The following is a 26,617-nucleotide window of genomic DNA, read 5'->3' as shown; positions in this document are numbered from 1 at the left end:
AGATCACGCACATCCTATTGGCAAGTAACATCAATGTTACACACTTGCGTCGTTTTCATGACAGGTATGTGCACCACTGCACTTTGCCGCAGGTGCGAGAAGCTTTATGTTTGGGTCTTGTTTAAGTTCAGCCAGGTTCCTCGATGCCCCGCGCGATTCATCCCCCTCTTCAGCCGCAGAACCTCTTGCGGTCTCTGCGCGCCCAAGTCCCGCGCAAGGCGTTTCGCGATTTCCGCAACCGCGTGTCCTTTGGCGCGGCGGCGCCGCTGAGCGACGAATGCATCTACATTGATCCCCGTGCGGTCACCCACCGCTATGTGCCGAACCCAAAGCAAGGCGCACCAAAGTTCCGCCGCAAGGACAGCGGCCGGATCGCGACCGGCGATTGGGACCAGAGCGTTGCCCCCCTGCCCCATAACATCAAGGAAGAAGCGATCGAGCAGCACTTCCTCGACGGCGTCCCGTGGGAGCAAACCGCGCTATTCGCGAAACTGAGCCGCGACATCGCGGAAAAGGGCATGGCTGACGACTGCCACACGGTCGAAGAACTGCGCGCCCGCTATGACCGCATGGACCGCCTGTATGACGAGGCCAGCCGCACCGGCAAACTGCTGCCCAAGAATGCGCTGCCCGACTACTTCCGGCGCGAGCATGGGGGCATCTTCGTGCACATCGACCGCAACGGTCGCGCCATCCGCTCGGGTGGCGGCATGCACCGTTTCGCCGTCGCGCGCCTCCTTGGCCTGACAGAGGTGCCCGCCCAAGTCGGCGTCGTGCATTTCGACGCCGTCCAGAACGGGCTCTTGGCAGCCTTCCGCCGCGCGCAGTGACCTAGGACAGAACCTTGGCCACCTGCGCGGCGAAATCCTCGCCGCGTTTTTCAAAGCTGTTGTACTGATCGAAACTGGCGCAAGCAGGCGCCAGCAGCACGACCTCGCCCGCCTCGGCCTCTGCCGCGGCTTTGGCCACAGCGACCTCCATGGTCGTGCAGATTTCCTTGTCCACGCCGTCCAGCTTTAGGGCGAACTCTGCCGCCTCGCGCCCGATGACATAGGCTTTGACCACGTGGCCAAACTGATCCGTCAGACCGCCCAAGCCGCCCTCTTTCTCGAGCCCGCCGCAGATCCAGCGCACCTTGGGGAACGCGCCCAGAGCCTTGGCCGCCGCATCCACGTTGGTCGCCTTGGAGTCGTTGACGAATATCACCCCGTCCTTCTCGCCCAGCACCTGCGAGCGATGGGGCAAGCCGCCATAGGTCTTGAACCCCTCTTCAATCACACGTGGCGCCAGCCCCAGCGACCGGCACACCGAATAGGCTGCACAAGCATTCTGGTGGTTGTGCGCGCCCGGCAGACCCGCGACATCGCGTAGATCGATGCTGGTGACCTGACGGCCCTTGCGCCATTCGGTCAGGAACCCTTTGCGGGCGAACACGAACCATCCCGGCCCCGACAGCTTCTGCCCCGAAGAGATGCGGATCACCCGGTCATCGGTCGGCCCCGTGGATAGCTGGTTCGCCAGATACAGCCCTTCGGGTTCATCCACACCCACCACAGCGCGATCCGGCCCGCCCTCGGCGAACAACCGGCGCTTAGCCGCGAAGTAGCCCCCGAGCCCACCGTGGCGGTCCAGATGGTCGGGCGACAGGTTGGTGAACACCGCGATATCCGGCGTCAGGGCCCGCGCCAGATCGGTCTGATAGCTGGACAGCTCCAGCACAATGACCTCGCCATCCTCGGGCGGATCGATATCCAGAACCCCGCGGCCAATGTTGCCCGCCAGCTGCGCGGGTTTGCCCGCATTGGTCAGGATGTGATGGATCAGCGCGCTGGTGGTCGACTTCCCGTTCGAGCCCGTGACCGCCACCACACGGGGCGGCGTGTCCAGCTCCTCCCACCCATCCAGCGCGAGCGAGCGGAAGAACAGCCCGATGTCATTATCCACCGGCACCATGGCCGCCATCGCCGCCGCGATCACTTTGTTCGGGGTCGGATAGAGATGCGGAATGCCGGGACTGACGATCAACAGATCGACCCCGTCGAAACCGCCCTGCTTGGTGAACTGCCGGACCTCGAACCCCTCGGTCTCGGCCCCTTCGCGGGCGGCGTCGTTGTCGTCCCAAACCAGCACCGTGGCCCCGCCTTCGCGCAGGGCCTTGGCCGCGGTCATCCCCGACCGTCCCAAACCCAGAACCGCAATTGTCTGACCGTCTACACCGCGCACAGGGATCATCGTGAACACCTCATAAATCCGTTCGCTCCACCGCTAACGAAAACGCCCCCTCCGGTCCAGAGGGGGCGCGATGTCATGACGTGTGCCATACGTAAACCATACGCAGGCCAGACGTTATTTTAGCGAACCTTGAGCGTCGCGAGACCGATCATGGCCAGGATCAGAGCGATGATCCAGAACCGGATCACGATCTGCGGCTCGGCCCAACCCTTCTTTTCATAGTGGTGGTGAATGGGCGCCATCAGGAACACCCGCTTGCCCGTCCGCTTGAAGTACAGGACCTGAATGATCACCGACAACGCCTCGACCACGAACAGGCCACCCACAATCGCCAGAACAATCTCGTGCTTGGTCGACACCGCAATCGCGCCCAGTGCGCCGCCCAAAGCCAGCGAACCGGTATCGCCCATGAACACAGCCGCAGGCGGCGCGTTATACCACAGGAAGCCCAGACCGCCGCCAATCAACCCCATGACAAATATGAGGATTTCACCGGTGCCGGGCACGTAGTGCACCTCAAGGTATTCGGTAAAGTCGACGCGGCCCACAGCATAGGCAATCACGCCCAAGGTGCCCGCCGCGATCATCACCGGCATGATCGCCAGACCATCCAGACCATCGGTCAGGTTCACCGCATTGGCGGAGCCCACAATCACGATCATCGCGAACGGGATGAAGAGATAGCCCAAGTTTACAAGGGTATTCTTAAAGACCGGCAGTGCCAGTTGGTTGGTCAATTCCGCCGGATGGTAATAGCTGGCCCAGACAGACGCGAACAGCGCGATCAGGAACCCAAGGCCCAAGCGGACCTTGCCGGGCACCCCGTTTGTGTTCTGTTTACTGACCTTGGCGTAATCATCGGCAAAGCCAATCAGACCAAAGCCCATGGTGACAAACAGCACGATCCAGACGAACGCATTGTCCAAACGCGCCCACAGAAGGGTCGAGAAGAGCAGCGCGCCCACAATCAGCAGACCGCCCATGGTTGGCGTACCGGCCTTGGAAAAGTGCCCCTCGGGGCCGTCATCGCGGATCGGCTGACCTTTGCCCTGACGCTTACGCAGGACGTTGATCAGCGGTTTGCCAAACACGAAGCCAAAGATCAGAGCCGTCGCAAAAGCCATACCCGCGCGGAACGTGATATATCGGAACAGGTTGAAAAAGTCGCCGCCATCCGACAGCAGGGTGAGCCAATACAGCATCAGGAGTCCTCTTGATCCGGTTGGGCGGCGGGATGGCCCAGTTTCTTCAGGGCGTCAACCACGAGACGCAGGCGCATACTGTTCGAGCCTTTAACCATGACCACGTCCCCCGCATCCACGAGGCTGCGGGCCTTGGTCGCCATCTTGTCGGCGGTGTCCGTGTGAATACCCTGTTTGGCGGGGGGCAGCGCCTCCCACAGGTGGCGCATCAGGGGGCCAACGCAGTGCACCTTGTCCACGCCGTCCATGGTCGGCAGATCGGCAATGCCTTGGTGCAAGTCTTCGGCTGTGACCCCCAACTCGCCCATATCCCCAAGAATCGCGATCTTGCGTCCCTTGCTGAACCGGCCGACGTCATTGTGGGTGGTGGCGGTCGCCAGCACCTCGAGAGCGGCACCCAAAGAGGCGGGGTTGGCGTTGTAACTTTCGTCAATCAGATCAAAGACTTGACGGTTGTCCACGGGATCCAGATGGATCGGCTCGCGGGCCCCGCGTCCTTGGACGGGCTGCCAGCGCGCCAGATCGGACAGCGCCACCGCGCGGTCGAGTTTCCAGTTCTGCACCAGCGTCAGTACCGACAGCGCATTCATCGCGAAATGCCGCCCTGGCGCGTGCACCTTGTACAGCACCGGCGTGCGCCATGTGCGGGCCGTCGCCACGGTCGTCTCATCCGCATATTGCACATCCAGAAGGCGCGCGAAGCAGCCCTTGCTTTCACCAAATGTCCGCAGAACCGCGCCAGCTTCCTTGGCCTTAGCGACCAGAATATCAGAGGTCGGCAAATCCCCGTTCAGAATCGCCGTCCCGCCCGGCTCCAGCCCATCAATGATCGAAGCTTTCTCGTGGGCGATTCCCTCTAGGCTTTCAAACGCAGCCAAGTGGGATGGGGCCACGATGGTCACAATCACCGCATGAGGACGCGCCATCTTGGCCAGAGGGGCGATTTCCCCGGGGTTGCTCATGCCGATCTCGATCACGGCGAAATCGCTATCCGCAGGCATCCGCGCCAAGGTTAAGGGCACGCCCCAGTGGTTGTTATAGCTGGCCTCGGCGGCGTGGACCTTGCCCTGCCCCGACAGAACCGTGCGCAGCATTTCCTTGGTGGATGTTTTGCCCACCGATCCGGTCACGCCAACCACGCGCGCCTTGGTACGCGCACGGGCGGCTTTGCCCAAGTCTTCCAAAGCGGTCAGCACATCGTCCACGATCAAAAGCGGCGCATCCTCGGGCACGCCTTCTGGCACATGGGTCACCAGCGCCGCGGCCGCCCCGCCCGCCAAAGCTTGGCCGACGAAATCGTGACCGTCGCGCGCCGCCTTAAGCGCCACGAACAGATCGCCGCGTTTCAGGGTGCGGGTGTCGATCGACACGCCCTCCACGGTGAACGGCACAGGAGCCCGCCCGCCAGTGGCCGCAGCCGCATCGTCAGAGGTCCAAAGAGGCGCAGTCATACTCATACCATTTTCCCATCCAGCACCGACACCGCAAGGCTGGCTTGTTCAACGTCATCAAAGGGATAGGTCACATCGCCCACAATCTGCCCCCGCTCGTGCCCCTTGCCCGCGATCAGCAGCGCGTCGCCGGGTTGGAGCATATCCACCGCCCGCAAAATCGCTTCGGCGCGGTCACCGACTTCGATCGCATTCGGGCAACCGGCCATGACTTCGGCGCGGATGGTGGCGGGGTCTTCGCTGCGGGGGTTATCGTCAGTGACAAAGACAACATCCGCATTCTTGGCCGCCGCTTCGCCCATCAAGGGGCGCTTGGTTTTATCACGGTCGCCACCAGCCCCGATGATCGCCACAACCCGCCCCATGACATGCGGGCGCATGGCTGCCAAAGCCTTGGCCACCGCGTCGGGGGTGTGCGCGTAATCCACAAAGACTGATGCCGTATTGTCCCGCGTGGCGGCCAATTGCATCCGGCCGCGCACAGTGGTCAGGCGGGACAGCGCGTTGCTGACATCCTGAAACCCAACGCCGGTGGCCATGACCAGCCCCGCCGCAATCAGCACGTTTTCGGCCTGAAACCCGCCGATCAGGTTCAAGCGAACCAGAGCAACCTGATGGTCATAGCTCAGCCGCAACTCCTGCCCCGTGCCATCAAAGCGCTGCGCGGTAATCTCGAGGTCCGCGTCATCGTGGCGGCCCACGGTGATCACACAGCGCCCCTCGTCTAGCAGATACTCGGCGAACTCGGCGACTTTGGGATCGTCGATATTCAGCACGGCGGTGCCCTCTTCGGGCAACACGCGGTCAAAGAGGCCAGCCTTGGCGGCAAAGTACTCTTCGAAGGTGTGGTGATAATCCAGATGGTCCTGGGTGAAGTTGGTAAAGCCCGCAGCCTTCAGCCGCACAGCATCCAGACGGCGCTGGTCCAAACCGTGGCTGCTGGCCTCCATTGCGGCGTGGGTGATGCCTTCGGCGGCGGCCCCTGCCAGCGCACGGTGCAACGTAATCGGCTCTGGCGTCGTGTGGTGCAGCGGGTACTCCCAATCGCCCTCAACACCCGTGGTTCCCAGATTAACCGCTGGCACACCCAGAGCCTGCCAAATCTGGCGGGTAAAGGACGCGACAGATGTTTTCCCGTTGGTCCCCGTGACCGCAACAATGGTCTCTGGCTGCTTTTCGAACCAAAGCGCAGCGGCATAGGACAGCGCCGCGCGTGGCTCTTCGGTCACGATCAGCGCGGCGCCCGCGGCACGCACATCCGCTTCGCAAATCTCGGCGCCGACGGCGTCAGTCAGGATGGCGCTGGCCCCTGCCCCCAAGGCTGTGGCCACGAACTCGGCCCCATGGACTTTGACACCCGGAAGTGCGGCAAACAGGTTCCCCGCTGCGACAGCGCGACTATCGACCGTCAATCCGGTGACTCGCGCTTCTTGGCCTCCTCGGGCGGTCAATCCCAATTGTGCCAGTGTTTTAACAACATCCATAACCCAGAAATGCCTTTCGACCGATCAATGTGAGGCGAGTGTTACCTCACCTACGGCAGCGGGTTCAACTTCGGGTCGCAGCCCCATGAGCGGAGCAATGCGACCGATGAGTTCTGCCGCCACGGGAACGGCCGTCCAGCCAGCGGTGCGGCGGGGTTCGTCGCTCATGCGGTCTTCGGGTTCGTCCAAGGTAACAATGACCACATATTTCGGATCATGGGCGGGAAAGACGCTGGCAAAAGTCGCGATGACCTTGTCCTTGTAATAGCCGCCGGTGGGCTTGGGCTTGTCCGCAGTGCCGGTTTTGCCCGCAACCGCGTAGCCGGGCACTTCGCCGAAACTGGCGGTGCCTTTGGTCACCACCTGACGCAGCATCGACCGCACCTGCGCCGAAGTGCGCTCGGACACGATGCGTTCGCCATTCTGGGGTCCGGATTGTTTCAGCAAGGTCGGGTTCACCCGTGTGCCCCCATTCAGCACGCTGGCATAAGCCCCCGCCAGATGCACGGGCGAGACAGACAGACCGTGACCATAGCTGATGGTCAGAGACGACAGTTCCGACCACTTTTTCGGGGTCAGAGGCTTCGCGCCCGAGGCCTCGAGGATTTCAACCGTGGGCTTGTCGAGCAGACCCAAACGGTCAAGGAAGTCCTTCTGCCGTTCGGTCCCGATCAGCAGCGCCAACCGCGCGGTACCGATGTTTGACGACTTTACGATGGTCTCGGTCACGCTCAGTTGCGAGCCATAGTTGTGGAAGTCGCGGATCCGGAAACGGCCCCAACGCAGCGGACCTTTGGTGTCGAGCTTGGTTTCTGGCGTGACCAGACCCAGTTCCAGCGCCTGCGCGGCGGCAAAGAGTTTGAAGGTCGAGCCCAGCTCATACACGCCCTGAACCGCACGGTTAAAGAGCGGACTGTCCCCAGCAGACCCTTTGGTCAGCGGCACGGGGCGGTTGTTCGGGTCAAAATCAGGCAGACTGACAAGGCTGATCAGTTCGCCAGTCTTGATGTCCATCACGACAGCGGCCGCGCCCTTGGCATTCATCAGCATCATGCCGCCCTCAAGCACCTTTTCCGCTGCGGCCTGAACGGTCAGGTCCAACGAAAGCTGCAGAGGCTGGCTGCCATTGGACGGATCACGCAGAAATTCGTCGTAAACCTTTTCCACACCTGCAATGCCCACAACCTCGGCCGAGGCTACGCCTTCACGCCCGTAGGACGCGCCGCCAAGAATATGACTGGCGATCGAGCCATTTGGGTACAGGCGGGTTTCACGGGGGCCAAAGTTCAGGCCCGGTTCGCCAATGTCATGCACCGCCTGCACCTGCTCGGGGCTCAACTGGCGGCGAATCCACAGGAATTTGCGTTTGCCGGTGAAATCTTTGAGCAGACGCTCTTCTTTCAACTCGGGAAAAATCTTGACGAGTTCTTTGGCCGTATGCACCGGATCCACCATGTCCTGCGGATGCGCATACAGGTGGTTGGTCTGCATGTTGGTCGCCAAAATGCGCCCTTCGCGGTCCACAATATCAGCGCGCTGAGACACAATCTGCGCCGAGCGCACAGTGGCTTGGGGCTCTTCTGGATCGGTCGAGGCCAAAAGCGCCATGCGCGTGCCCACCATCAAGAACCCACAGAAGAACAGAATACCCATGACCAGCAGACGGCTTTCGGCACGGCCGCGCATTTTATCCCGCATCTGTTCGTGACGCAGGCGCAGGTTCTCGCGTTCGATCGCGTCGGGATTCTCGCCTTTGTCGCGAGCTTCAAGAATTCGGGCCAAGGGGCGCAGAGGCGTGCGGATCATTGCATCATCTCCAGTTGGTCGCTGGACAGCTCTACAGGTTCATCGAACAAAGGGTTCACAGGAACGGGATAAGCGATTTCTGAAATCTCGCCAAAATGGTCAGCCGTCATGTGCAGCAAACCAAGGCTGTCAAAGTTCAGCTCTGCCAAATCGCGCAGACGGTCGGGACGGTTCAAATAGGCCCATTCCGCGCGCAACACCGCCAGACGCGAGCGCGCGGCCTCAATCTCGTTACTCACCTTGCGGGACTCGGCCAAGGCATCTTGGGTGCGATAGTTTTCGCCATAAGCCCAGTAGGCCAAGCCAATCACAACAACAGCCGTCAGAATCCCGAACAGGGTGCGCATTCTATCCGTTCCTCTTCAGTCGCGGCAGGCCGAGGGCATCTTCATCGATAGCGCCAGCCTCTGCCTCGGTCCGCATGGCCACACGCAGCTTGGCCGAGCGGGCCCGCGGGTTGATCTTTAACTCTTCTGAATCGGGGGCGATCGCCTTGCGAGGCGTCAATTTGAAACGTTCTTTTGGCTGTTCCGTCTCGGGCGCGTAACGGTTCGCCCGTCCGCCCCCACCCGACGCTTGGGTCAGGAAGCGTTTGACGATCCGGTCCTCGATCGAATGAAAGGTCACAACCGCCAGCTTGCCACCGGGCTTCAGCGCCCGTTCAGCGGCCATCAAACCACCCAACAGCTCTTCGTATTCGTCGTTCACCGCAATCCGCAGGGCCTGGAAGGTCCGCGTGGCGGGATGGGCCTGTCCGGGTTTCGGGCGTGGCAGGCAGCTTTCGACGATTTCGGTCAGGCGCAGGGTCGTGGTGATGGGCTCAAGCGTGCGGGCATTGACAATCGCCTTGGCGATACGGCGCGAGGCACGCTCTTCTCCAAACAGGTATATAATATCGGCAAGTTCGGCTTCGCTGGCTTCGTTCACCAAATCCGCCGCGCTGGGTCCGTCCTGAGACATCCGCATATCGAGCGGCCCGTCACGCATAAAGCTGAAACCGCGTTCTGCCAAATCGAGTTGCATGGAACTGACCCCAAGGTCCAGCACCACACCATCCAGATCCTGCGCGTATTCATCAAGGCGGGAAAACGTGCCGCGCACCAGCTCGATGCGCCCGTCATACTCGCCAACCCACTTCTGCGCCATTTCATGGGCCAAGGGATCACGATCAACGCCGTACACTTTGTCCGCACCTGCGGCCAGCAGTTCGCGGGTGTATCCCCCTGCCCCAAAGGTGCCGTCCAGCCACACGCCGGACACCGGCGCAACCGCCGCAATCAAAGGCCGGATCAGTACCGGAATATGCGGGGCGCCAGTCTGGGTGTCCTGCGACATCTGATTATTCCTCGTCTTCGTCGTCGCCGAACAGGTAGTGAGACGGATCGAGGTCCGGATCGAAGTCGTCGTCGCCTGTCACCAGGCCGTTTTCGATCTCGTAGGTCTCGGTGCTCCAGATCTGGAAGTTCTCGCCTGTGCCGGCAAACACGGCCTCATTGCTGATGCCGATTTTGTTGCGGAGCTTGGCGGGTAACACCAGACGACCGGTCTCGTCCACAGACGTTACCAGAGCTTGGGTCGAATACATCTTCTGCAAAGCGCGGCGCTGTGGGCTCGCGGGGGGCATTTTCAGCATTTTGCGCTGGATCTTGTTCATGGCCTTGATGGTCATGCACTCAAGATAATTACGGCGCTCGTCACCGTAGACAACAACGACCTGCGGGTTTGCCCCTTCGGAGAATTCGGGATCGCCAGCGGCAAGCACTTTACGGAAGGCAGCGGGAATAGAGACCCGACCTTTCGTATCCACCTTGTGGTGGCTCTCGCCTATGAACCACTGTTGGCTCACTGCCCGCTCCGTCCCCAGGTCGTTTTTGGTTTATCGGGTGCTGGAACGAAAACGGCGGGTTGAGCGTCTGCCACTGCTCAACCCGCCGCCCCTCGTCCCATTACTGGGTGTCCGGCTGTGCAAGCCACCTGGGGGGATGTATACTGCCCACCAGCCGGATCTATTTTGATGAAAGCGGGGTGCCTGTATGAAACTGCCTGAGCCTTTTCGGGATCTTTTGTCGTCCCTTTATTTGCCCGTTCTCATCTTGTGACTTAGGGATGCCATGGGAAATCATGGTAATCAACGGTTTTTTTGGGGAACCACCCCACCTACCCGTGTGGATAAGTGTCAGCTCTTCTCTCATTTTGCGAAGCTGAATCTCTCAAAACGGGAATATATAGGCGCGATACACAGCTTCGGACACATCATCTAGACTTCCGCTGTGTGGATAAGTTTGCCGCAAAATTGCCAAAAAAACTTTCAGGATTATCGAAAGTTTGGGCAACAAATCGGGCATAAGTTCCACGGACTCACGGAATCGCGCGTGTTTGTGATTCCATTCACCCGTAAGTCAGGCCTTCGGACCATGCAGTCCCATGGCGGTACGAGACCTAGATTCTGGAATTTTCAGTCGATTCCCATAGATACGCGCCGTTCTTCGCAGTTCTCTGTGGATAAACGCGCCAGATACGCGCCTAAAAAAGTGGATCTCTTTGATCACGGGCTCTCGATTGGCCGTGAATCTGGGCAATTTCCATAGCGTCCCAAATCCAGTCCCACGATTTCCCATGGAATCGCCATCGCCAAATCGCGCGGTGTGGGGCCGAACCCCACTTTTCGGCACTTTGGAGCGCGCTCTCTATATATATGCTTCAGAGAGACGCCGAACTCGGCTCCTCAGAAGGCGCGTCGAAGTGGTCCGTGGTGGGATCGCATGGCACCGGCTGGCATTCTGCCCTGTTTCCCATCTTAGCCCATCGGCGCGCCCGACTAAGCACGGGGTCACATCGCCGACTCGCTCCCGTCCATCACTGCACACCGGCAATCCATGGAATCACGGCCAGATGCCCGCGCCACAGACGCCTGTGTTGTTTTCGCCACACACCTAAAAGAGGGGTGGCTTCGAATCCGAAAAAGCCGAAAATGACGCGTTCCCAGCTTGCACGCGCCCCATACCGCCTCCCCCGAAATAGTGGGATCACGGCTAAATGTATGGGAATTCCACATATTTTAAAGGCCGTGCCATACGCTGAGCGCATGCCAGCTTGCTGGGTGATGTTAGCGGAACCACAAACAAGAGCTGCTGAAAACAAGCCCTCTTGATCAAAAATCCGCCCAATTCATGGGCAAAATAGGCATGCACGAATTGCATAGCGGCCTTGAACCTTCGCGGGATTGTGCATCTGCAGCATTAGCGTACATTCAGTATCAACAGAGCGGCACACATCCAGACGAGCACCACTCGAAGGGACGCCACTCGAAAGAAGTTCAAAGTTGAAGGCTGTACCAATGGCATACGCATCAGACATCCGCGCACAGGGCGCTCAGAAAAACGGTGTAACCGGTTTCTTTGACACCCTGAAAGCAAAGATCGCTCGTCAGATGCTGATCCGCGAGACTGTGAAAGAGTTGAACGCTCTGTCCGGTCGCGAGCTGGCAGACCTAGGCATGCACCGGTCACAGATCATGGGCGTGGCGATCGCCGCAGCAAACGAGCGCTACGGCGCTGTCTAAGAATTCGATTTCAGGTGCGATCCTCCCTCGCATCTGTGATCTGGCGGTGACGTCCTCCTCCCTTTGGTCCACCGCCAACCCAACAAGGTTCAGATAGCCGCTCTCCTCCTCCCTGCGGCGTCTGTTATCAGCGGCAACACTCTCTCCTCCTCCCTGAGTGTTGCCGCATCAAATTTGAGATCAGGATGCTCTCTCCTCCTCCCTGAGCATTCTGTAGATCAGCGGCGATATCCTCTCCTCCTCCCTGGATATCGCCGCACCCTAATTCGAAATCAGAGGCTGCTCTCCTCCTCCCTGCAGCATCTGTATTTTAGCGGTGGCGCCTCTCCTCCTCCCTGGCGCCACCGCTTTTTTATTTTTCACTTCAGAAAATGAAAAAGGCCGCCCGAAGGCGACCTCAATAACGTACCGATCTGCGGCACATTAGAACGGGATGTCGTTCGGTGTCGTCACGAATTTGGCGACGACCTTCTTGGTTCCGGCCTTGTCAAAAGCGATCTCCAATTTATCGCCCTCAATCCCAATGATTTCACCGTAGCCAAATTTCTGGTGGAACACACGCTCGCCGACCGTGTGACTGCTGATGGCCTGCGCATCTATCACCGGTGCGCGGGACTCGCGTGGTTGACTGACGGGACGGCTCCCGCTGCGCTCCTGCAAGCGCTTCCAACCGGGGGAATTATACGCATCTGCGCTTGCGGCCCGCTCATCCAGACGGGACGACATGGGACTGGCCGCGCCATACCCGCCGCCATATAGACCAGGCGGGGTAAGCACCTCGACATGTTCCTCTGGCAATTCATCGACAAACCGAGAGGGCATCTGGCTCTGCCATTGTCCATAGACTCGGCGATTGCCCGCAAAGCTAATGGTTGCAATCTCTTCGGCGCGGGTGATTCCAACATAGGCAAGACGGCGCTCTTCCTCGAGGCCCTTCAGACCGCTTTCATCCATCGCCCGCTGGGACGGAAACAGGCCATCCTCCCAACCGGGCAAGAACACGGCTGGAAACTCCAGACCCTTGGCAGCGTGCAGAGTCATGATCGACACCTTTGCCCCCTCGGCATCAGACTCGTTGTCCATGACGAGGCTAACATGCTCCAAAAACCCCTGCAGGTTTTCGAAGCTTTCCAGCGCCTTCACCAGTTCCTTCAGGTTTTCCAATCGGCCTGGCGCCTCGGGCGTTTTGTCGTTTTGCCACATCGCTGTGTAGCCGGACTCATCCAGAATGATTTCGGCCAGCTCCATATGAGTCATGGAGGTGCGCGCGCCGCCGTCGTCGATCACCGCCTCATCGTCGTCAAGAACAGCGCGGCTGGTGTGCGTGCGAGCAACCTCGGACCAGCGCTCGATCCCATCGAGCAAGATGCGCAGCTCTTTGGCACCTTTGCCACCGATACCCTTCTCGTCCAGCAAGATCCGCGCACCTTCGACCAAGGACACCCCATGGTGCCGCGCAGTTTGCTGGATATTCTGCTGCGCCTTATCGCCAAGACCGCGCTTCGGCGTGTTCACAATCCGCTCAAAAGCCAGATCGTCATCATTCGACGTCACCACGCGGAAATAGGCCATGGCATCGCGAATTTCCTGCCGCTCGTAGAAGCGCGGGCCGCCGATGACACGATAAGGCAGGCCAATCGTCAGAAAACGGTCTTCGAACCCGCGCATCTGGTGGGAAGCACGGACCAGAATCGCCATTTCGTCCAAGGAATATGGGCGTAGGCCACGAGTGCCGCGCTGAAGCGCTTCAATTTCCTCGCCAATCCAGCGAGCCTCTTCGTCGCCGTCCCAATGACCAATCAGACGGACTTTTTCGCCCTCGTCCTTGTCGGTCCACAACTCTTTGCCCAGACGGGATTCGTTGCCGCGGATCACATTAGATGCGGCGGCCAGAATATGGGGCGTCGAGCGGTAGTTCTGCTCCAGACGCACCACATGGGCGCCGTCGAAATCCTTTTCAAACCGCAGAATGTTGCCGACCTCGGCCCCACGCCAGCCGTAGATCGACTGGTCGTCATCCCCTACGCAGCAGATGTTCCGGTGCCCTTGCGCCAAGAGCCGCAGCCACAGGTACTGGGCCACGTTGGTATCCTGATACTCGTCCACCAGAATGTAGCGGAACCAGCGTTGGTACTGCTCGAGCACATCGGCATGCTGCTGAAAGATCGTGACCATGTGCAGCAACAGATCGTCGAAATCGACGGCGTTCAGCTCGCGCAGGCGCTGCTGATAGGCTTTGTAAAGTTCGATCCCGCGGTTATTGAATGCGGCAGCCTCCCCCCCTGGCACCTGGTCGGGCAGCCAGCAGCGATTCTTCCAATGGCCGATCACGCCAGACAGCTGACGGGCCGGCCAGCGTTTGTCGTCAATGTTGTAGGCCTTGAGAAGTTGCTTCAGCAGGCGAATCTGGTCGTCCGTGTCCAGAATCGTGAAATTCGACTTCAGACCCACGAGTTCGGCGTGACGGCGCAGCAGCTTCACGCAGATGGAGTGGAATGTGCCAAGCCACGGCATCCCCTCGACCGCTTGGCCCATCAAACGGCCCACGCGATCCTTCATCTCGCGAGCGGCTTTGTTGGTGAAGGTGACCGACAAAATCTCGTTCGGGCGGGCGCGGCCGGTGTTCAGCAGATGGGCGATGCGGCAGGTCAGCGCCTTGGTTTTGCCCGTGCCCGCGCCAGCAAGCATCAGGACAGGGCCATCCAATGCCTCGACTGCCTCGCGTTGCGCGGGGTTCAGATCGTCCAGATAGGGCGACGGCCGCGCGGCCATGGCACGGGCGGACAAGGAGGCGCCTTCGAAGGCATCGTATTCATCAAAGCTGCTCATGTCGGGCAAAATAGCCTGCCCCCGCCTCAAGGAAAAGAGGTGTTCCCAAAATGTTCACAAATTTTCCATCTTGCCCGCACCGCTGACTTTGCAATTATTCTTGCAAAACTCAAAAATAATTCCCCATCAGCAAACTTGCAAAGTTTACCTTTGTAACAGCCTGATAAACCTAACATTTAGCGCCACCACCATAACGCGTATGTTAACGGTATCGCACTGCAAACCCGAAAGTGTGTGAAATTTCGCACTTGCGCGGCGCTGAAAAATTATCACGCTGCACATGCAGCAACATCTGCTTGCTGTCTGATTTTAAAGGAGTGTTATCGCTATCAGGGGAGTTAGCGATCGCACTCTTCAATGCCGTGCGAGTGGCAAAACCTGTGAGACTGTGTCGGGACACCTAATTATGACCGAATTCAAAAAGATCCTCATTGCGAACCGGGGGGAAATCGCGATCCGCGTGATGCGGGCCGCAAACGAGATGGGCAAAAAGACGGTCGCCGTCTATGCCGAAGAAGACAAACTGAGCCTTCACCGCTTCAAAGCGGATGAAGCCTATCGCATTGGCGAAGGCATGGGCCCGGTCGCAGCGTATCTGTCGATCCCCGAAATCATCCGAGTCGCCAAAGAGTGCGGCGCGGACGCGATTCATCCGGGCTATGGTCTGCTGTCTGAAAACCCCGATTTCGTTGAGGCTTGCGCCGCGAACGGCATCACCTTTATCGGCCCCAAGGCCGAGACCATGCGCGCCCTAGGTGACAAGGCCAGCGCCCGCCGTGTGGCGATCGAAGCCGGTGTTCCTGTGATCCCCGCAACAGAGGTGCTGGGTGACGACATGGAGGCGATCAAGAAAGAGGCCGCCGAGATTGGCTACCCGCTGATGCTGAAGGCATCGTGGGGTGGCGGTGGCCGCGGCATGCGCCCGATCGAGGCCGAATCCGAGCTGGCCACCAAGGTCAGCGAAGGTCGCCGCGAGGCCGAAGCTGCATTCGGAAACGGCGAAGGCTATCTGGAAAAGATGATCATTCGCGCTCGTCACGTTGAGGTTCAAATCCTTGGCGACAAGCACGGTGGCATCTACCACCTGTGGGAGCGGGACTGCTCGGTACAGCGCCGCAACCAAAAAGTCGTCGAGCGCGCCCCTGCCCCCTACTTGTCCGAAGAACAGCGCACCGAGCTATGTGAACTGGGCAAGAAAATCTGCGCCCACGTGAACTATGAGTGCGCCGGCACCGTCGAATTCCTGATGGATATGGACTCGGGCAATTTCTACTTCATCGAGGTGAACCCCCGCGTTCAGGTGGAGCACACCGTCACCGAAGAAGTCACCGGCATCGACATCGTCCGCGCTCAGATCCTGATCGCAGAAGGCAAGACACTGGAAGAGGCGACCGGCAAGTCCAAGCAGGAAGACATCGTACTGACTGGCCACGCCCTGCAGTGCCGCGTGACCACCGAAGACCCACAGAATAACTTTATCCCCGACTATGGCCGGATCACCACCTATCGCTCGGCGACCGGTATGGGCATCCGTCTGGACGGCGGCACGGCGTATTCGGGCGCAGTCATCACACGCTATTATGACTCGCTGCTGACCAAAGTGACCGCCAAGGCCCCAACACCCGAGGCCGCGATCGCCCGCATGGACCGCGCGCTGCGCGAATTCCGGATTCGCGGCGTCTCCACCAACATCGCGTTCGTGGAAAACCTGCTGAAGCACCCGACCTTCCTGTCGAACGAATACACAACCAAGTTCATCGACACGACGCCCGAACTGTTCGATTTCAGCGCCCGCCGTGACCGCGGCACCAAGGTTCTGACCTACATCGCGGACATCAGTGTCAACGGGCACCCTGAAACCGCAGGCCGCGTGAAGCCCCGCTCGGACATCAACCCACGTGCGCCGCAAATGCTGGCTGATGCGCCTGCAGCCGGTTCGAAAACCCTGCTGGATGAAAAGGGCCCGCAGGCCGTGGCTGACTGGATGGCAGCGCAGAAGCAGCTCTTGCTGACTGACACCACCATGCGCGACGGCCACCAGTCCTTGCTGGCGACCCGCATGCGTTCGTTCGACATGGTCAAAGTGGCGCCGGCCTACGCGCACAACCTACCACAGCTGTTCTCTGTGGAATGCTGGGGCGGTGCGACGTTCGACGTGGCCTACCGATTCCTGCAGGAATGCCCGTGGCAGCGTCTGCGCGACCTGCGCGCCCGTATGCCCAACCTGCTGACCCAGATGCTGCTGCGTGGGGCGAACGGTGTGGGCTACACCAACTACCCCGACAACGTCGTGAAGTTCTTTGTCAAACAGGCTGCTGAGACCGGCGTGGATATCTTCCGCGTGTTCGACAGCCTGAACTGGGTTGAAAACATGCGTGTCGCAATGGACGCCGTGCTCGAGACCGACAAGATCCTCGAAGGTACCGTCTGCTACACCGGCGACATCCTGAACCCTGACCGTGCGAAGTACGACCTGAAATACTACGTGGCCATGGCGCAGGAGCTCAAAGCCGCTGGCGCGCATATTCTGGGCCTAAAGGACATGGCGGGCCTACTGAAACCCGGTGCAGCACGCATCCTGATCAAAGCCCTGAAAGAAGAGGTCGGCCTGCCCGTCCACTTCCACACCCACGACACCAGCGGCATTGCGGGCGCGACCATTCTGGCCGCCGCCGAAGCGGGCGTCGACGCGGTCGATGCGGCCATGGACGCGTTCTCGGGCGGCACCTCGCAGGCCGCTCTGGGCTCGATTGTCGAAGCGCTGCGTCACTCCGACCGCGACACTGGTCTGGACATCGAAGCCGTACGCCAGATCAGCGACTATTGGGAACAGGTCCGTGCGCAATACGCCGCGTTCGAAAGCGGCCTCGCGTCGCCGTCGTCCGAGGTTTACCTGCACGAGATGCCCGGCGGTCAGTTCACCAACCTCAAGGCGCAGGCCCGCAGCCTCGGCCTCGAGGAAAAGTGGCACGAGGTCGCGCACGCCTATGCGGACGTGAACCAGATGTTCGGCGACATCGTGAAAGTGACCCCCTCGTCCAAGGTGGTCGGTGACATGGCGCTAATGATGGTCTCCCAAGGCCTGACCCGCGCGGATGTCGAAGATCCGAACCGCGACATCGCCTTCCCCGACTCGGTCGTGGATATGATGCGCGGTAATCTGGGACAGCCCCCGGGTGGCTTCCCCGACAGCATCATCAATAAGGTGCTCAAGGGCGAAAAGCCGAACACAGACCGTCCTGGCCTGAGCGCCAAGCCGATCGACATCGAGGAAACCCGCTTGGCCGCGACCAAGGAGCTGGAGCTCGACGATACCCTCGATGACGAGGATCTGAATGGCTACCTGATGTATCCCAAGGTCTTTAGCGACTACGTGGCGCGTCACAAAACCTATGGCCCTGTGCGGACTCTGCCGACCTCCAGCTTCTTCTACGGGATGGAGCCCGGCGACGAGATCAGCGTCGAGATTGACCCCGGCAAAACGCTCGAAATCCGCCTGCAAGCGCTTGGCGAAGCGGATGACAAGGGCGAGGTAAAGGTCTTCTTCGAACTGAACGGTCAGCCCCGTGTGATCCGCGTGCCCGACCGCAAGGTCAAGGCGACCACCACGGTCCGCCCAAAGGCCGAAGCAGGCAACGCCAACCACATCGGGGCCCCCATGCCGGGTGTCGTCGCCTCGGTTAGCGTCACACCGGGCCAGAAGGTCAACGACGGCGATCTGATCCTGACCATCGAAGCGATGAAAATGGAAACCGGTCTGCACGCTGAAAAATCCGGCGTGGTCAAAGCCGTCCACATCAAACCGGGCGACCAGATCGACGCTAAGGACCTACTGGTCGAACTGGAGTAATCCCGCCCTGAAGAATGACATCTAGGCGCGCCCAAAACGGCGCGCCTTTTTCATTCCGGCTTTGAAAAACACCGGAAAACAAGGCGTCCGAACGGACCATAGAAATTTCCTGAGAAAAGGTCGCTTTTTCCTCTTGCAGCCTTTGCGGGACAGCATTAAACAGCGCCTCACCTTCAACGGTGCGGGCGTAGCTCAGGGGTAGAGCATAACCTTGCCAAGGTTAGGGTCGGGCGTTCGAATCGCCTCGCCCGCTCCAGAAGAAGGTAGATAGGGATCGGTTTTCCCAAGGAAGCGGGCGTAGCTCAGGGGTAGAGCATAACCTTGCCAAGGTTAGGGTCGGGCGTTCGAATCGCCTCGCCCGCTCCAGAAAACCAGTGACTGTATGAGAGTGCGGGCGTAGCTCAGGGGTAGAGCATAACCTTGCCAAGGTTAGGGTCGGGCGTTCGAATCGCCTCGCCCGCTCCATACAGACCAAAACTTTCCGACGACAGAACATGACACGGGCCGCTTGGCCTTGCCCCCGCATCGCGCTACAAGGCCGCGAGTTCTAACGGAGGGGCCCATGCGACGCGCCGAAATCACCCGTAACACCACCGAAACCCAGATCAGCGTATCCGTCGATCTGGACGGCACCGGCAAGTATGACATCAAGACCGGAGTGGGCTTTTTCGACCACATGATGGAGCAGCTGGCCCGCCACTCGATGATCGACATCACCGCGCGCGCCAATGGCGACCTGCACATCGACGACCACCACACGGTCGAGGATACCGGCATCGCGCTGGGTCAGGCGATCAAGCAGGCGGTCGGCGACAAAAAGGGCATCAACCGCTATGGCAGCTGCCTTCTGCCCATGGACGACACGCTGGTGCGTGCGGCGCTCGACCTGTCGAACCGCCCCTTCCTGCACTTTGACATGACCTTCCCCAGCCAGAAGATCGGCACCTTCGACACCGAACTGGTGCGCGAATTCTTTCAAGCGCTCAGCACCCACGGCGGCATCACCCTGAACATCGCCTGCCTAAACGGGTTCAACAGCCACCACATCGCCGAAGCCGCGTTCAAGGCCGTCGCCCGCTCGCTGCGCCAAGCGGTCGAGCCCGATCCCCGCGCTGCAGGTGCCCTGCCCTCGACCAAGGGCGCGCTCTGATGACCACGGTGATCGTCGACTACGAAAGCGGCAATCTGCACTCGGCGGAAAAAGCGTTCCAGCGAATGGCCCAAGAACAGGGCCATGGTCCTGTCATCGTCACCGCCGACCCCGACGTTGTGCGCAAAGCCGACCGCGTCGTTCTGCCCGGCGACGGGGCTTTCCCCGCGTGCCAACAGGCGCTCTTCAACCACTCGGGCCTGTTCGAAGCCATTGAGGAAGTTGCCATCAAGCAGGGCAAACCCTTCCTCGGGATCTGCATCGGCATGCAAATGCTAGCCACCCGCGGGCTCGAATACACCGAGACCAAGGGCTTTGACTGGATCGCAGGCACCGTCGACAAAATCCGACCCACCGACAGCACCCTTAAAGTGCCGCACATGGGCTGGAACGATCTGGTGATCGATACCCCCCACCCCGTCTTTGACGGCGTGAAAACGGGCGATCACACCTATTTCGTGCACTCCTACCACTTCACTGTGGACACCGCCACAGAACGCCTCGCCCACGTGGATTACGGCACCGAAGTCACCGCCATCGTCGGCCGCGACAACTTGCTAGGCTTCCAGTTCCACCCCGAGAAAAGCCAACAAATCGGCCTGCACCTGATTGCCAACTTCCTCAACTGGAAACCTTAAGACGACGGTCAGCCTTTCTGCTTTGCAAAAATACTCAAATAAAACCCCGCCGCGGCCAACACCACGGCGGGGTCTCTCACATCCAAAGATGCGAAATCAGTTCACACGGCTCCAATTCTGGGACCGGCAAATGGCGCCTCCCAGAACACAGCCCGATACGATCAGAGCGTTGCCCTCTAGCGCCATCTTACTCTTGTAAGTCTTGTCCTGATCCGGCGCCCAAATCTTGCCGCCGTTGAACGCGCCGCCCCCAGCGTCCGCCATATCCCAGATGATTGTCTTGCCGGTGATGCTCTCGTCACCGCCAATCACCTTGTCGATCACGCCGCACACCTTCTCACCGCAGGGCCCCACCCGCACATGTAGGTAAGCGCCCTTATCGCTGGTTTCGGTCTGCCAGGTGCCATAGACACCTTCAGCCTGCGCTGCGACGCCTGCCACCCCCATGGCCAGCGCCAGAATAAACGTCTTCATCCCCATCTCCTCCTAATGAGTTGCCTCAGCCTGAGCGAGCCTGCCTAACGAATCAAGCCTAACGTCAGGTCCGTTGCATTTCGCCCCAGCTCGTGCCATTTGCCAGACCAAATTCTGACAGCATCGACCGGAGCCCGCGCCATGATCCTTTACCCCGCCATCGACCTCAAAGACGGACAGGCCGTTCGCCTTCTTCGCGGCGATATGGACAAGGCGACTGTGTTCTCGGACAGCCCCGCCACCCAAGCCAAAGCGTTTGAGGATGCGGGCTGCGAATGGCTGCACTTGGTGGACCTGAACGGCGCCTTCGCGGGCGAGCCTGTGAATGGCGCAGCAGTCGAGGCGATCCTTGCCGAAACGAACGTCCCCGCACAGTTGGGTGGCGGTATCCGCGACATGAAAACCATCGCGACTTGGATCGAAAAGGGTCTGGCCCGCGTGATCCTTGGCACCGTCGCCGTCGAAAACCCCGATCTGGTCCGAGAAGCCGCCAAGGAATTCCCCGGTAAGGTTGCCGTGGGCATCGACGCCCGCAACGGCAAAGTCGCCACCAAAGGCTGGGCCGAAGAAACCGACGTCATGGTCACCGATCTGGCGAAATCCTTTGAGGATGCAGGCGTTGCGGCGATCATCTACACCGACATCAACCGCGACGGCGCAATGCAAGGCCCGAACATTGAGGCGACCGAAGCATTGGCACGCGCGGTCCAGATCCCCGTCATCGCGTCGGGCGGCGTCTCCAGCTTGGCTGACCTGACCGCTCTGCGCGACACGGGCGTGATCTCTGGCGCGATCTCGGGCCGTGCCCTGTATGACGGCGCTCTGGACCTCAAAGAAGCCATCGCCGCGCTGAAATAATCGGATTGGGCCGCCCTGCGCGGCCCTTTTGCTTTGGCCCCGCTGGACGCATCCCGCGCCACCGCCTAAGAGAATCCCATGCTCAAGACACGTATCATCCCCTGTTTGGACGTTGCCGATGGCCGAGTGGTCAAAGGCGTGAACTTTGTCGATCTGATTGACGCGGGCGACCCCGTCGAAGCCGCGCGCGCCTATGACGCCGCTGGCGCGGACGAGATCTGTTTCCTCGACATTCACGCGACCCACGAAAACCGCGGCACCATGTACGATCTGGTGACCCGCACGGCAGAGCAATGCTTTGTGCCTTTGACCGTCGGTGGCGGTGTGCGGACCAATGCGGACGTGCGGGCCTTGTTGTTGGCAGGCGCGGACAAGGTCAGCTTCAACTCGGCCGCCGTGGCGGATCCCGATGTGATCGCCCGCGCGGCGGATCAGTTCGGCAGCCAGTGCATCATTTGCGCGATCGACGCTAAAACTGTGGAACCGGGCCGCTGGGAAATCTTTACCCATGGCGGGCGCAAGCCCACTGGCATCGACGCCATCGAGTTTGCCCGCACCGTCGTCGCCAAAGGCGCAGGGGAAATCCTGCTGACCAGCATGGACAAGGATGGCACGCGCTCTGGCTTCAACCTGCCTCTGACGCGCGCGATTGCAGACGCGGTGGATGTGCCCGTAATCGCCTCTGGCGGCGTTGGCGCGCTGGACCACTTGGTCGAGGGCGTGACCGAGGGCCACGCAAGCGCGGTTCTGGCAGCCTCGATCTTCCACTTCGGCGACTACACTATCCGCGAAGCAAAAGAGCACATGGCCGCAGCGGGCATCGAGATGAGGCTGACATGAGCGCTCTGCACCGCCTGAACGACACCATCGCCGCTCGCGTCGGCGATGACCCCAGCACCAGCTGGACTGCCAAGCTGCTGTCCAAAGGCCCCGAGAAATGTGCTGAGAAATTCGGTGAGGAATCGGTCGAGGCCATCATTGAGGCAGTGAAAAACGACCGCGAGAAGCTGATTGGCGAAGCGGCGGACGTGATGTATCACCTACTGGTCATGCTTCGTGCCCGTGGCGTGGACCTTTCCGACGTCGAAGCCGAGCTGGAACGCCGCGAAGGCACCTCTGGCATCGCCGAAAAGGCCGCTCGCAAATAATCAGACCATCCCGAGTCGGGGCATCTCGATCTTGGGACAGCGGTTTTCAACGACCTTGAGGCCGTTCTCTTGGGCCAGTGCCACGCCCTCGGCGCTGTCCACACCCAGCTGCAGCCATATGGTCCGCGGCCCTGTGAGCTTCAGCGCCTCTGCCACAATGGCAGGGACCGCATCACCCGCGCGGAACACATCCACGATGTCCACGGGATCTGTGATCTCCGCCAGTGTGCCGACCACGGTTTCCCCGAACAGATTCTGTCCCGCCAGACCGGGGTTCACGGGGATCACGCGATAGCCCTGCCCTGTCAGAAACTCTCCGACCTGATAGCTGGGGCGCGCCGTATTCTGCGAAGCGCCGACCAAGGCAATTGTCTGTGCGCTGGTCAATATGTCGCGGATCTGATCATCAGTCTGAGGCATAAACGCTCCTGATTTTTGGGGGCTGCATAAAAAACGCCCGAGAGGAAAAGCTCTCGGGCGAAGGTACGGAACGAGGGACAGTGAAGATACCACGAAGGTTCCGGCCTCGTGATAAACATGAATTTAGGAGAGCATTTCGCGCGTTAAAGAGCATGTAAATAAGCTGTGATCGCATCTAACCAGCTGTGAGATCAGTCGAAAAAGTCCTCAACCTCATCCCACAGCTCCTCAATTGCCCGCGCGAACAGGCCATTTTTGCGCTTTTTCTTCTTCGCTTTCTTGGGCGATTCGGGCTTTGGCGGCTTCACCTTCTTGGCTTTGGCCGTTTTTTCCGTTGGCTCCGCTTCGACCGGAGCGCCGCATGTGTGACACGTTAGGTGAACGTGATCCCCCTTGGCCAAGGCGAAGGTCGACTTCGATCCGCAATAGGGACAGGTGACGATATGCGTGCGCTCTGGAATGGTGGCGTCCTCTTGGTTTTATTTCTCCTGAGAGGCATATAGGGCGACCGCCGCCGCGTTTGAGACGTTGAGCGAGCCAAAATCACCTGCAAAGGCAATTTTCACCAAGGAGTCGCAGGTCTCGCGGGTTTTTTCACGTAGGCCGGGCCCCTCGGCACCCAACACCAATGCCACAGGGCGGTCGGACTGGCCGTCCAAAGCCTCTTCGATGGTTTTATCTGCGGTGCCATCGAGACCCAGCAGCAGATAGCCCATGTCGCGCAGACGCTCCATCGCTTGGGACAGGTTGCCGACGCGCAGATAAGGCTGGCGCTCTAGTGCACCGCTCGCAGTTTTGGCCAGTGCGCCGGTCTCGGGCGCTGAATGGCGCGCTGGGGCGATCACAGCACAGGCACCGAACACCTCTGCGCTTCGCAGGATGGCGCCCACGTTGTGGGGGTCCGACACGCGGTCGAGCATCACCACACGGGGCGCACGGCCAGGTTGACCGACGCAGATATCCTCGAGCTTACCCCAGTCCAGCGCCTTGACCTCGAGCGCGGCGCCTTGGTGCACGGACTGTGGATCCAAGGGCGCGGCGAACTTCCGAGGATCGGACACTTCGGGCGTGATTCCCGCTTTGTCGATCGCATCCTGCAGTTTCGCCTGCGCATTCAGCGTCACCACGAGTCGCAGTTTGACGCGCGCCGGGTTCTCGAGCGCATCGCGCACGGCATGCAATCCAAAGAGCCATACCGTTTCCTTCGAGGCAGCGCGCTTGGACTGCTCTTTTTCCACGACCCACTTCGGTTTTTTCATGGCTTTGGCCCTTTGTTTTCTGATGCCTGCCTAACTGCCTACGCTTTCTTCGAGATACAAGAGATTTTCCTGTTGACGCCCCCCTAGGGCGGGGTTAGACAGCGCCCCACGTCAGGGCGACGAGCTGCAAGGTGCGGCAGCGGACTGTAACTCCGCCGGGGAGACCCATGCCTGGTTCGATTCCAGGGTCGCCCACCATTCTCCTTCTGAGAGAGTGGTTGGGACCTAACCTCCGAAAAAATAAAACGCCTCTTTTTCAATGGGTTTGACCCGCCTATAGTTCAGGTGTGTTTAAGGTTTTTCGAGGGTCCATGACCAAAGATTTTAACATCGTCATTGTTGCGCAGTCCGGACGTCTCGAATTCGAGGCCCTGATCTTTGCCGCCTCGCTCCGCGCCAAGAGCCCCAAATTCAAGGGGCGCCTTCTGGTTGCCGAACCGCAGCCCGGTCCCAAGTGGAATGGCGACCCGCGCATCCGACCCGCCGTCCGCGAAGCACTGGAATCGCTGAACGCAGAAATCCTGCCATTCGAGAACCAGAATTTCGGACACGGCTACCCTAATGCCAATAAGATCGAGTGCCTGAAAGAGGTCCCGACAGACAAGCCGTTTGTGTTCTTTGACACCGACACGCTGGTCTTGGACGAGATCACCGATGTGCCCTTTGACTTCGATCGGCCCGCAGCCTCCATGCGGCGCGAGTCTACGTGGCCAAAGATTGAACTCTATGGCCCCGGCTATCACGACACATGGAACGCGCTTTATACGCAGTATGGGCTGGATCTGAGCACGGCAGAGGACACCAGCTACCCAGAAGAGTTCTGGCGGCGGTACCCCTACTTCAACGCCGGCTTTTTCTATTACCGCGATGCGGCGGCCTTTGGTGCCCGTTTTATGGAGATCGCGACCGGCATCCGCGACAACCCACCCGCAGAGCTGGTGTGTCAAGAAATCTGGCCGTGGCTCGATCAGATAGCCTTGCCGTTGGTTCTACACAGCTTTGGCGGCGGTTTTGGCGCGCTGGAGGACGGCTGGCTTGATGGCAAAACCACCTGCCATTACCGCGTCCTGCCGCTGGCCTACGCCCGAGAGAGCGACAAGGTGATCGAGACGCTGGAAACCGTCACAGCGCCGAACAAGCTGAAGAAGGTGCTAAAACAGTACGATCCGATCAAGCGGATGATCTATCAGGGTCGCGGCGCCAAGGTCCGTGCTCTCTTCGATCGCGATGCTCTGCCCCGCAAAGAACAGGCCATTCGCAACCGCATCAAGAAAGAAGGCTTCTGGATGCGCTAATCGCTGTGACGATTCGACATTATTCGCGCAGAGCGGGGCAGAAAATTGCCCTACTCCGCGCCCTAAGCTGACAAAAATTTTACATCGGTAAGCTGAGTTTGCAGACGAACGCAGCGCTGTTTCACAGGTTTGCTATTCCAAGCCGCCCGCAGGCTCCGCAATCTCGAAAACCATCGACACCGTTGCCGTCTGAGTCAGTTCGCCTTTTGCAACTGGTGCCCCCTTCGGAGCTGCCATCATTGCCATGTCCATCCGGCCCAACTCGCGCATATTTCCGGTCTCTTCGATAGACTGAACCGAGCCCAGCGTAACACCCGCAGCCTCTGCATAGAGCTGTGCTTTGGACATCGCATCCTGCACCGCTGCACGCCGCGCCTCTGCCATCAATTCGGTGTCGTCAGTCAGCTGAAAGCTCAGCCCGTGCATCCGGTTGGCGCCCTTGTCCAGAACGCGGTCAATCACATACCCAAGGCTATCGAGCACGCGAACCCGCACCGCGACCGTATTCGTTGCCTCGAACCCGCTGATCTTGCGCTCCACCGCGTTGTTATTCCATACCGGATTCACCGAAATATTCTGGGTTTGCACGTCCCGCGCGGCGATCCCTGCCAGCTCAAGGGCCTCTAGGATCTCGGCGACTTTGGCCGAGACACGCTCCATCGCCTCGGATGCTTCGCGGTTCTCTTCGGACACGCCCAAAGTGATCACGGCCATATCCGGCTCTGCAACGACTGTGCCTGTGCCGGTCACGTGAATGGTTGCGGCTTGCACCCAAGCAGGCAACATCGCGATCATCGCCGCGCCCGCTACAGTCCTGAGATATTGCATTCAGCCACTCCTCTTTTTGCTGTCTTCCAAGATGGGGTGCGCGCACGGTCTTGCGAAGTACCCTTTAGGTATATTGTCTTTCTCTAAGCGGTTTCCTGCTGTATCCTGAGGCACACTCTTGGGCGAAGCTA

23 protein-coding genes and 4 tRNA genes are annotated in these 26,617 nt (G+C 59.9%); 13 read left to right on the top strand and 14 right to left on the bottom strand.

What is annotated here, in order from left to right; all coding sequences use genetic code 11:
• The first annotated feature begins 143 nt into the window (after positions 1-143).
• Complete coding sequence (locus N4A58_RS06530) at positions 144-830, top strand: hypothetical protein (RefSeq protein WP_293708453.1); 687 nt, start codon at positions 144-146, stop codon at positions 828-830.
• Between the two features lies 1 nt (position 831).
• On the opposite strand, the gene murD is transcribed toward N4A58_RS06530, so the two are convergent.
• From murD to mraZ, 8 genes are all read right to left on the bottom strand, one after another.
• Positions 832-2,232, bottom strand: coding sequence for a UDP-N-acetylmuramoyl-L-alanine--D-glutamate ligase (murD, locus tag N4A58_RS06525; protein ID WP_293708452.1), 1,401 nt, complete (start codon positions 2,230-2,232; stop codon positions 832-834).
• A 119-nt stretch (positions 2,233-2,351) separates the two neighbouring features.
• The gene (gene mraY / locus N4A58_RS06520) at positions 2,352-3,434 is read right to left on the bottom strand and encodes a phospho-N-acetylmuramoyl-pentapeptide-transferase (RefSeq protein WP_293708451.1); all 1,083 of its coding nucleotides are present in this window, start codon (positions 3,432-3,434) and stop codon (positions 2,352-2,354) included.
• Entirely contained in the window at positions 3,434-4,891 is a 1,458-nt protein-coding gene (murF, locus tag N4A58_RS06515) for a UDP-N-acetylmuramoyl-tripeptide--D-alanyl-D-alanine ligase (RefSeq protein ID WP_293708450.1), read from the bottom strand. The genes mraY and murF overlap by 1 nt, the downstream gene beginning before the upstream one ends.
• Positions 4,888-6,369 carry a UDP-N-acetylmuramoyl-L-alanyl-D-glutamate--2,6-diaminopimelate ligase gene (locus N4A58_RS06510; RefSeq protein ID WP_293708449.1) on the bottom strand — a complete coding sequence of 494 codons (1,482 nt, stop codon included), beginning with the start codon at positions 6,367-6,369 and terminating at the stop codon, positions 4,888-4,890. The genes murF and N4A58_RS06510 overlap by 4 nt, the downstream gene beginning before the upstream one ends.
• 24 nt (positions 6,370-6,393) lie before the next feature.
• Positions 6,394-8,175, bottom strand: a complete 1,782-nt coding sequence (locus N4A58_RS06505; RefSeq protein ID WP_293708448.1) for a penicillin-binding protein 2 — start codon at positions 8,173-8,175, stop codon at positions 6,394-6,396.
• Positions 8,172-8,522 (bottom strand): cell division protein FtsL, encoded by a 351-nt coding sequence (locus tag N4A58_RS06500; protein ID WP_072705872.1) that lies wholly within the window; start codon positions 8,520-8,522, stop codon positions 8,172-8,174. Before N4A58_RS06500 ends, N4A58_RS06505 begins: the two co-directional genes overlap by 4 nt.
• Before the next feature lies 1 nt (position 8,523).
• Complete coding sequence (gene rsmH / locus N4A58_RS06495) at positions 8,524-9,510, bottom strand: 16S rRNA (cytosine(1402)-N(4))-methyltransferase RsmH (RefSeq protein WP_293708447.1); 987 nt, start codon at positions 9,508-9,510, stop codon at positions 8,524-8,526.
• 4 nt (positions 9,511-9,514) lie between these two features.
• Positions 9,515-10,021: a division/cell wall cluster transcriptional repressor MraZ gene (gene mraZ, locus N4A58_RS06490; RefSeq protein ID WP_293708446.1), complete on the bottom strand. Its 507-nt coding sequence runs from the start codon at positions 10,019-10,021 to the stop codon at positions 9,515-9,517.
• Positions 10,022-11,512: 1,491 nt separating this feature from the next.
• Here mraZ and N4A58_RS06485 point away from each other — a divergent pair.
• Positions 11,513-11,737, top strand: coding sequence for a DUF1127 domain-containing protein (locus N4A58_RS06485; RefSeq protein ID WP_072705869.1), 225 nt, complete (start codon positions 11,513-11,515; stop codon positions 11,735-11,737).
• Positions 11,738-12,160: 423 nt separating this feature from the next.
• On the opposite strand, the gene N4A58_RS06480 is transcribed toward N4A58_RS06485, so the two are convergent.
• On the bottom strand, positions 12,161-14,566 hold the full coding sequence (locus N4A58_RS06480) for an ATP-dependent helicase (protein WP_293708445.1): 2,406 nt from the start codon (positions 14,564-14,566) through the stop codon (positions 12,161-12,163).
• A 406-nt stretch (positions 14,567-14,972) separates the two neighbouring features.
• On the opposite strand from N4A58_RS06480, the gene N4A58_RS06475 reads away from it, so the two are divergent.
• From N4A58_RS06475 to hisH, 6 genes are all read left to right on the top strand, one after another.
• Positions 14,973-18,416: a pyruvate carboxylase gene (locus N4A58_RS06475; RefSeq protein WP_293708444.1), complete on the top strand. Its 3,444-nt coding sequence runs from the start codon at positions 14,973-14,975 to the stop codon at positions 18,414-18,416.
• 181 nt (positions 18,417-18,597) lie between these two features.
• Positions 18,598-18,672, top strand: a tRNA-Gly gene (locus N4A58_RS06470).
• A gap of 35 nt (positions 18,673-18,707) precedes the next feature.
• Positions 18,708-18,782 (top strand) — tRNA-Gly (locus N4A58_RS06465).
• Between the two features lie 24 nt (positions 18,783-18,806).
• Positions 18,807-18,881, top strand: a tRNA-Gly gene (locus N4A58_RS06460).
• Between the two features lie 97 nt (positions 18,882-18,978).
• Entirely contained in the window at positions 18,979-19,566 is a 588-nt protein-coding gene (gene hisB, locus N4A58_RS06455) for an imidazoleglycerol-phosphate dehydratase HisB (protein ID WP_177158474.1), read from the top strand.
• Positions 19,566-20,204 (top strand): imidazole glycerol phosphate synthase subunit HisH, encoded by a 639-nt coding sequence (gene hisH, locus N4A58_RS06450; protein WP_293708443.1) that lies wholly within the window; start codon positions 19,566-19,568, stop codon positions 20,202-20,204. The genes hisB and hisH overlap by 1 nt, the downstream gene beginning before the upstream one ends.
• Positions 20,205-20,300: 96 nt before the next feature.
• Here the strand turns inward: hisH and N4A58_RS06445 are convergent, their stop codons facing one another.
• Positions 20,301-20,678, bottom strand: a complete 378-nt coding sequence (locus N4A58_RS06445; protein WP_072705864.1) for a DUF2147 domain-containing protein — start codon at positions 20,676-20,678, stop codon at positions 20,301-20,303.
• 141 nt (positions 20,679-20,819) lie between these two features.
• On the opposite strand from N4A58_RS06445, the gene hisA reads away from it, so the two are divergent.
• From hisA to N4A58_RS06430, 3 genes are all read left to right on the top strand, one after another.
• Positions 20,820-21,536 carry a 1-(5-phosphoribosyl)-5-[(5-phosphoribosylamino)methylideneamino]imidazole-4-carboxamide isomerase gene (gene hisA, locus N4A58_RS06440; RefSeq protein WP_293708442.1) on the top strand — a complete coding sequence of 239 codons (717 nt, stop codon included), beginning with the start codon at positions 20,820-20,822 and terminating at the stop codon, positions 21,534-21,536.
• Between the two features lie 78 nt (positions 21,537-21,614).
• Positions 21,615-22,376 carry an imidazole glycerol phosphate synthase subunit HisF gene (gene hisF, locus N4A58_RS06435; protein WP_293708441.1) on the top strand — a complete coding sequence of 254 codons (762 nt, stop codon included), beginning with the start codon at positions 21,615-21,617 and terminating at the stop codon, positions 22,374-22,376.
• The gene (locus N4A58_RS06430; RefSeq protein WP_293708440.1) at positions 22,373-22,684 is read left to right on the top strand and encodes a phosphoribosyl-ATP diphosphatase; all 312 of its coding nucleotides are present in this window, start codon (positions 22,373-22,375) and stop codon (positions 22,682-22,684) included. The genes hisF and N4A58_RS06430 overlap by 4 nt, the downstream gene beginning before the upstream one ends.
• On the opposite strand, the gene N4A58_RS06425 is transcribed toward N4A58_RS06430, so the two are convergent.
• The 3 genes from N4A58_RS06425 to rlmB all read right to left on the bottom strand — a co-directional run bounded on the left by N4A58_RS06425 (position 22,685) and on the right by rlmB (position 24,363).
• A complete protein-coding gene (locus N4A58_RS06425; protein ID WP_293708439.1) occupies positions 22,685-23,104 on the bottom strand; it encodes a CoA-binding protein in 420 nt (139 codons plus the stop codon).
• Between the two features lie 191 nt (positions 23,105-23,295).
• Positions 23,296-23,505 carry a hypothetical protein gene (locus N4A58_RS06420; RefSeq protein ID WP_072705859.1) on the bottom strand — a complete coding sequence of 70 codons (210 nt, stop codon included), beginning with the start codon at positions 23,503-23,505 and terminating at the stop codon, positions 23,296-23,298.
• A gap of 78 nt (positions 23,506-23,583) precedes the next feature.
• The gene (rlmB, locus tag N4A58_RS06415) at positions 23,584-24,363 is read right to left on the bottom strand and encodes a 23S rRNA (guanosine(2251)-2'-O)-methyltransferase RlmB (RefSeq protein WP_293708438.1); all 780 of its coding nucleotides are present in this window, start codon (positions 24,361-24,363) and stop codon (positions 23,584-23,586) included.
• 114 nt (positions 24,364-24,477) lie between these two features.
• On the opposite strand from rlmB, the gene N4A58_RS06410 reads away from it, so the two are divergent.
• Positions 24,478-24,561: transfer RNA gene (locus N4A58_RS06410), tRNA-Tyr, on the top strand.
• Positions 24,562-24,674: 113 nt separating this feature from the next.
• Positions 24,675-25,658: a hypothetical protein gene (locus tag N4A58_RS06405; RefSeq protein WP_293708437.1), complete on the top strand. Its 984-nt coding sequence runs from the start codon at positions 24,675-24,677 to the stop codon at positions 25,656-25,658.
• Positions 25,659-25,790: 132 nt separating this feature from the next.
• On the opposite strand, the gene N4A58_RS06400 is transcribed toward N4A58_RS06405, so the two are convergent.
• Complete coding sequence (locus N4A58_RS06400) at positions 25,791-26,486, bottom strand: SIMPL domain-containing protein (protein WP_293708436.1); 696 nt, start codon at positions 26,484-26,486, stop codon at positions 25,791-25,793.
• Positions 26,487-26,617 lie beyond the last annotated feature (131 nt).

The sequence above is a fragment of the Donghicola sp. genome, from assembly GCF_025210255.1.
Classification (GTDB): Bacteria; Pseudomonadota; Alphaproteobacteria; order Rhodobacterales; family Rhodobacteraceae; genus Donghicola; species Donghicola eburneus.
Note: the sequence above shows the minus strand (reverse complement) of the source record. Positions and strands in the feature narration are given on the sequence as shown.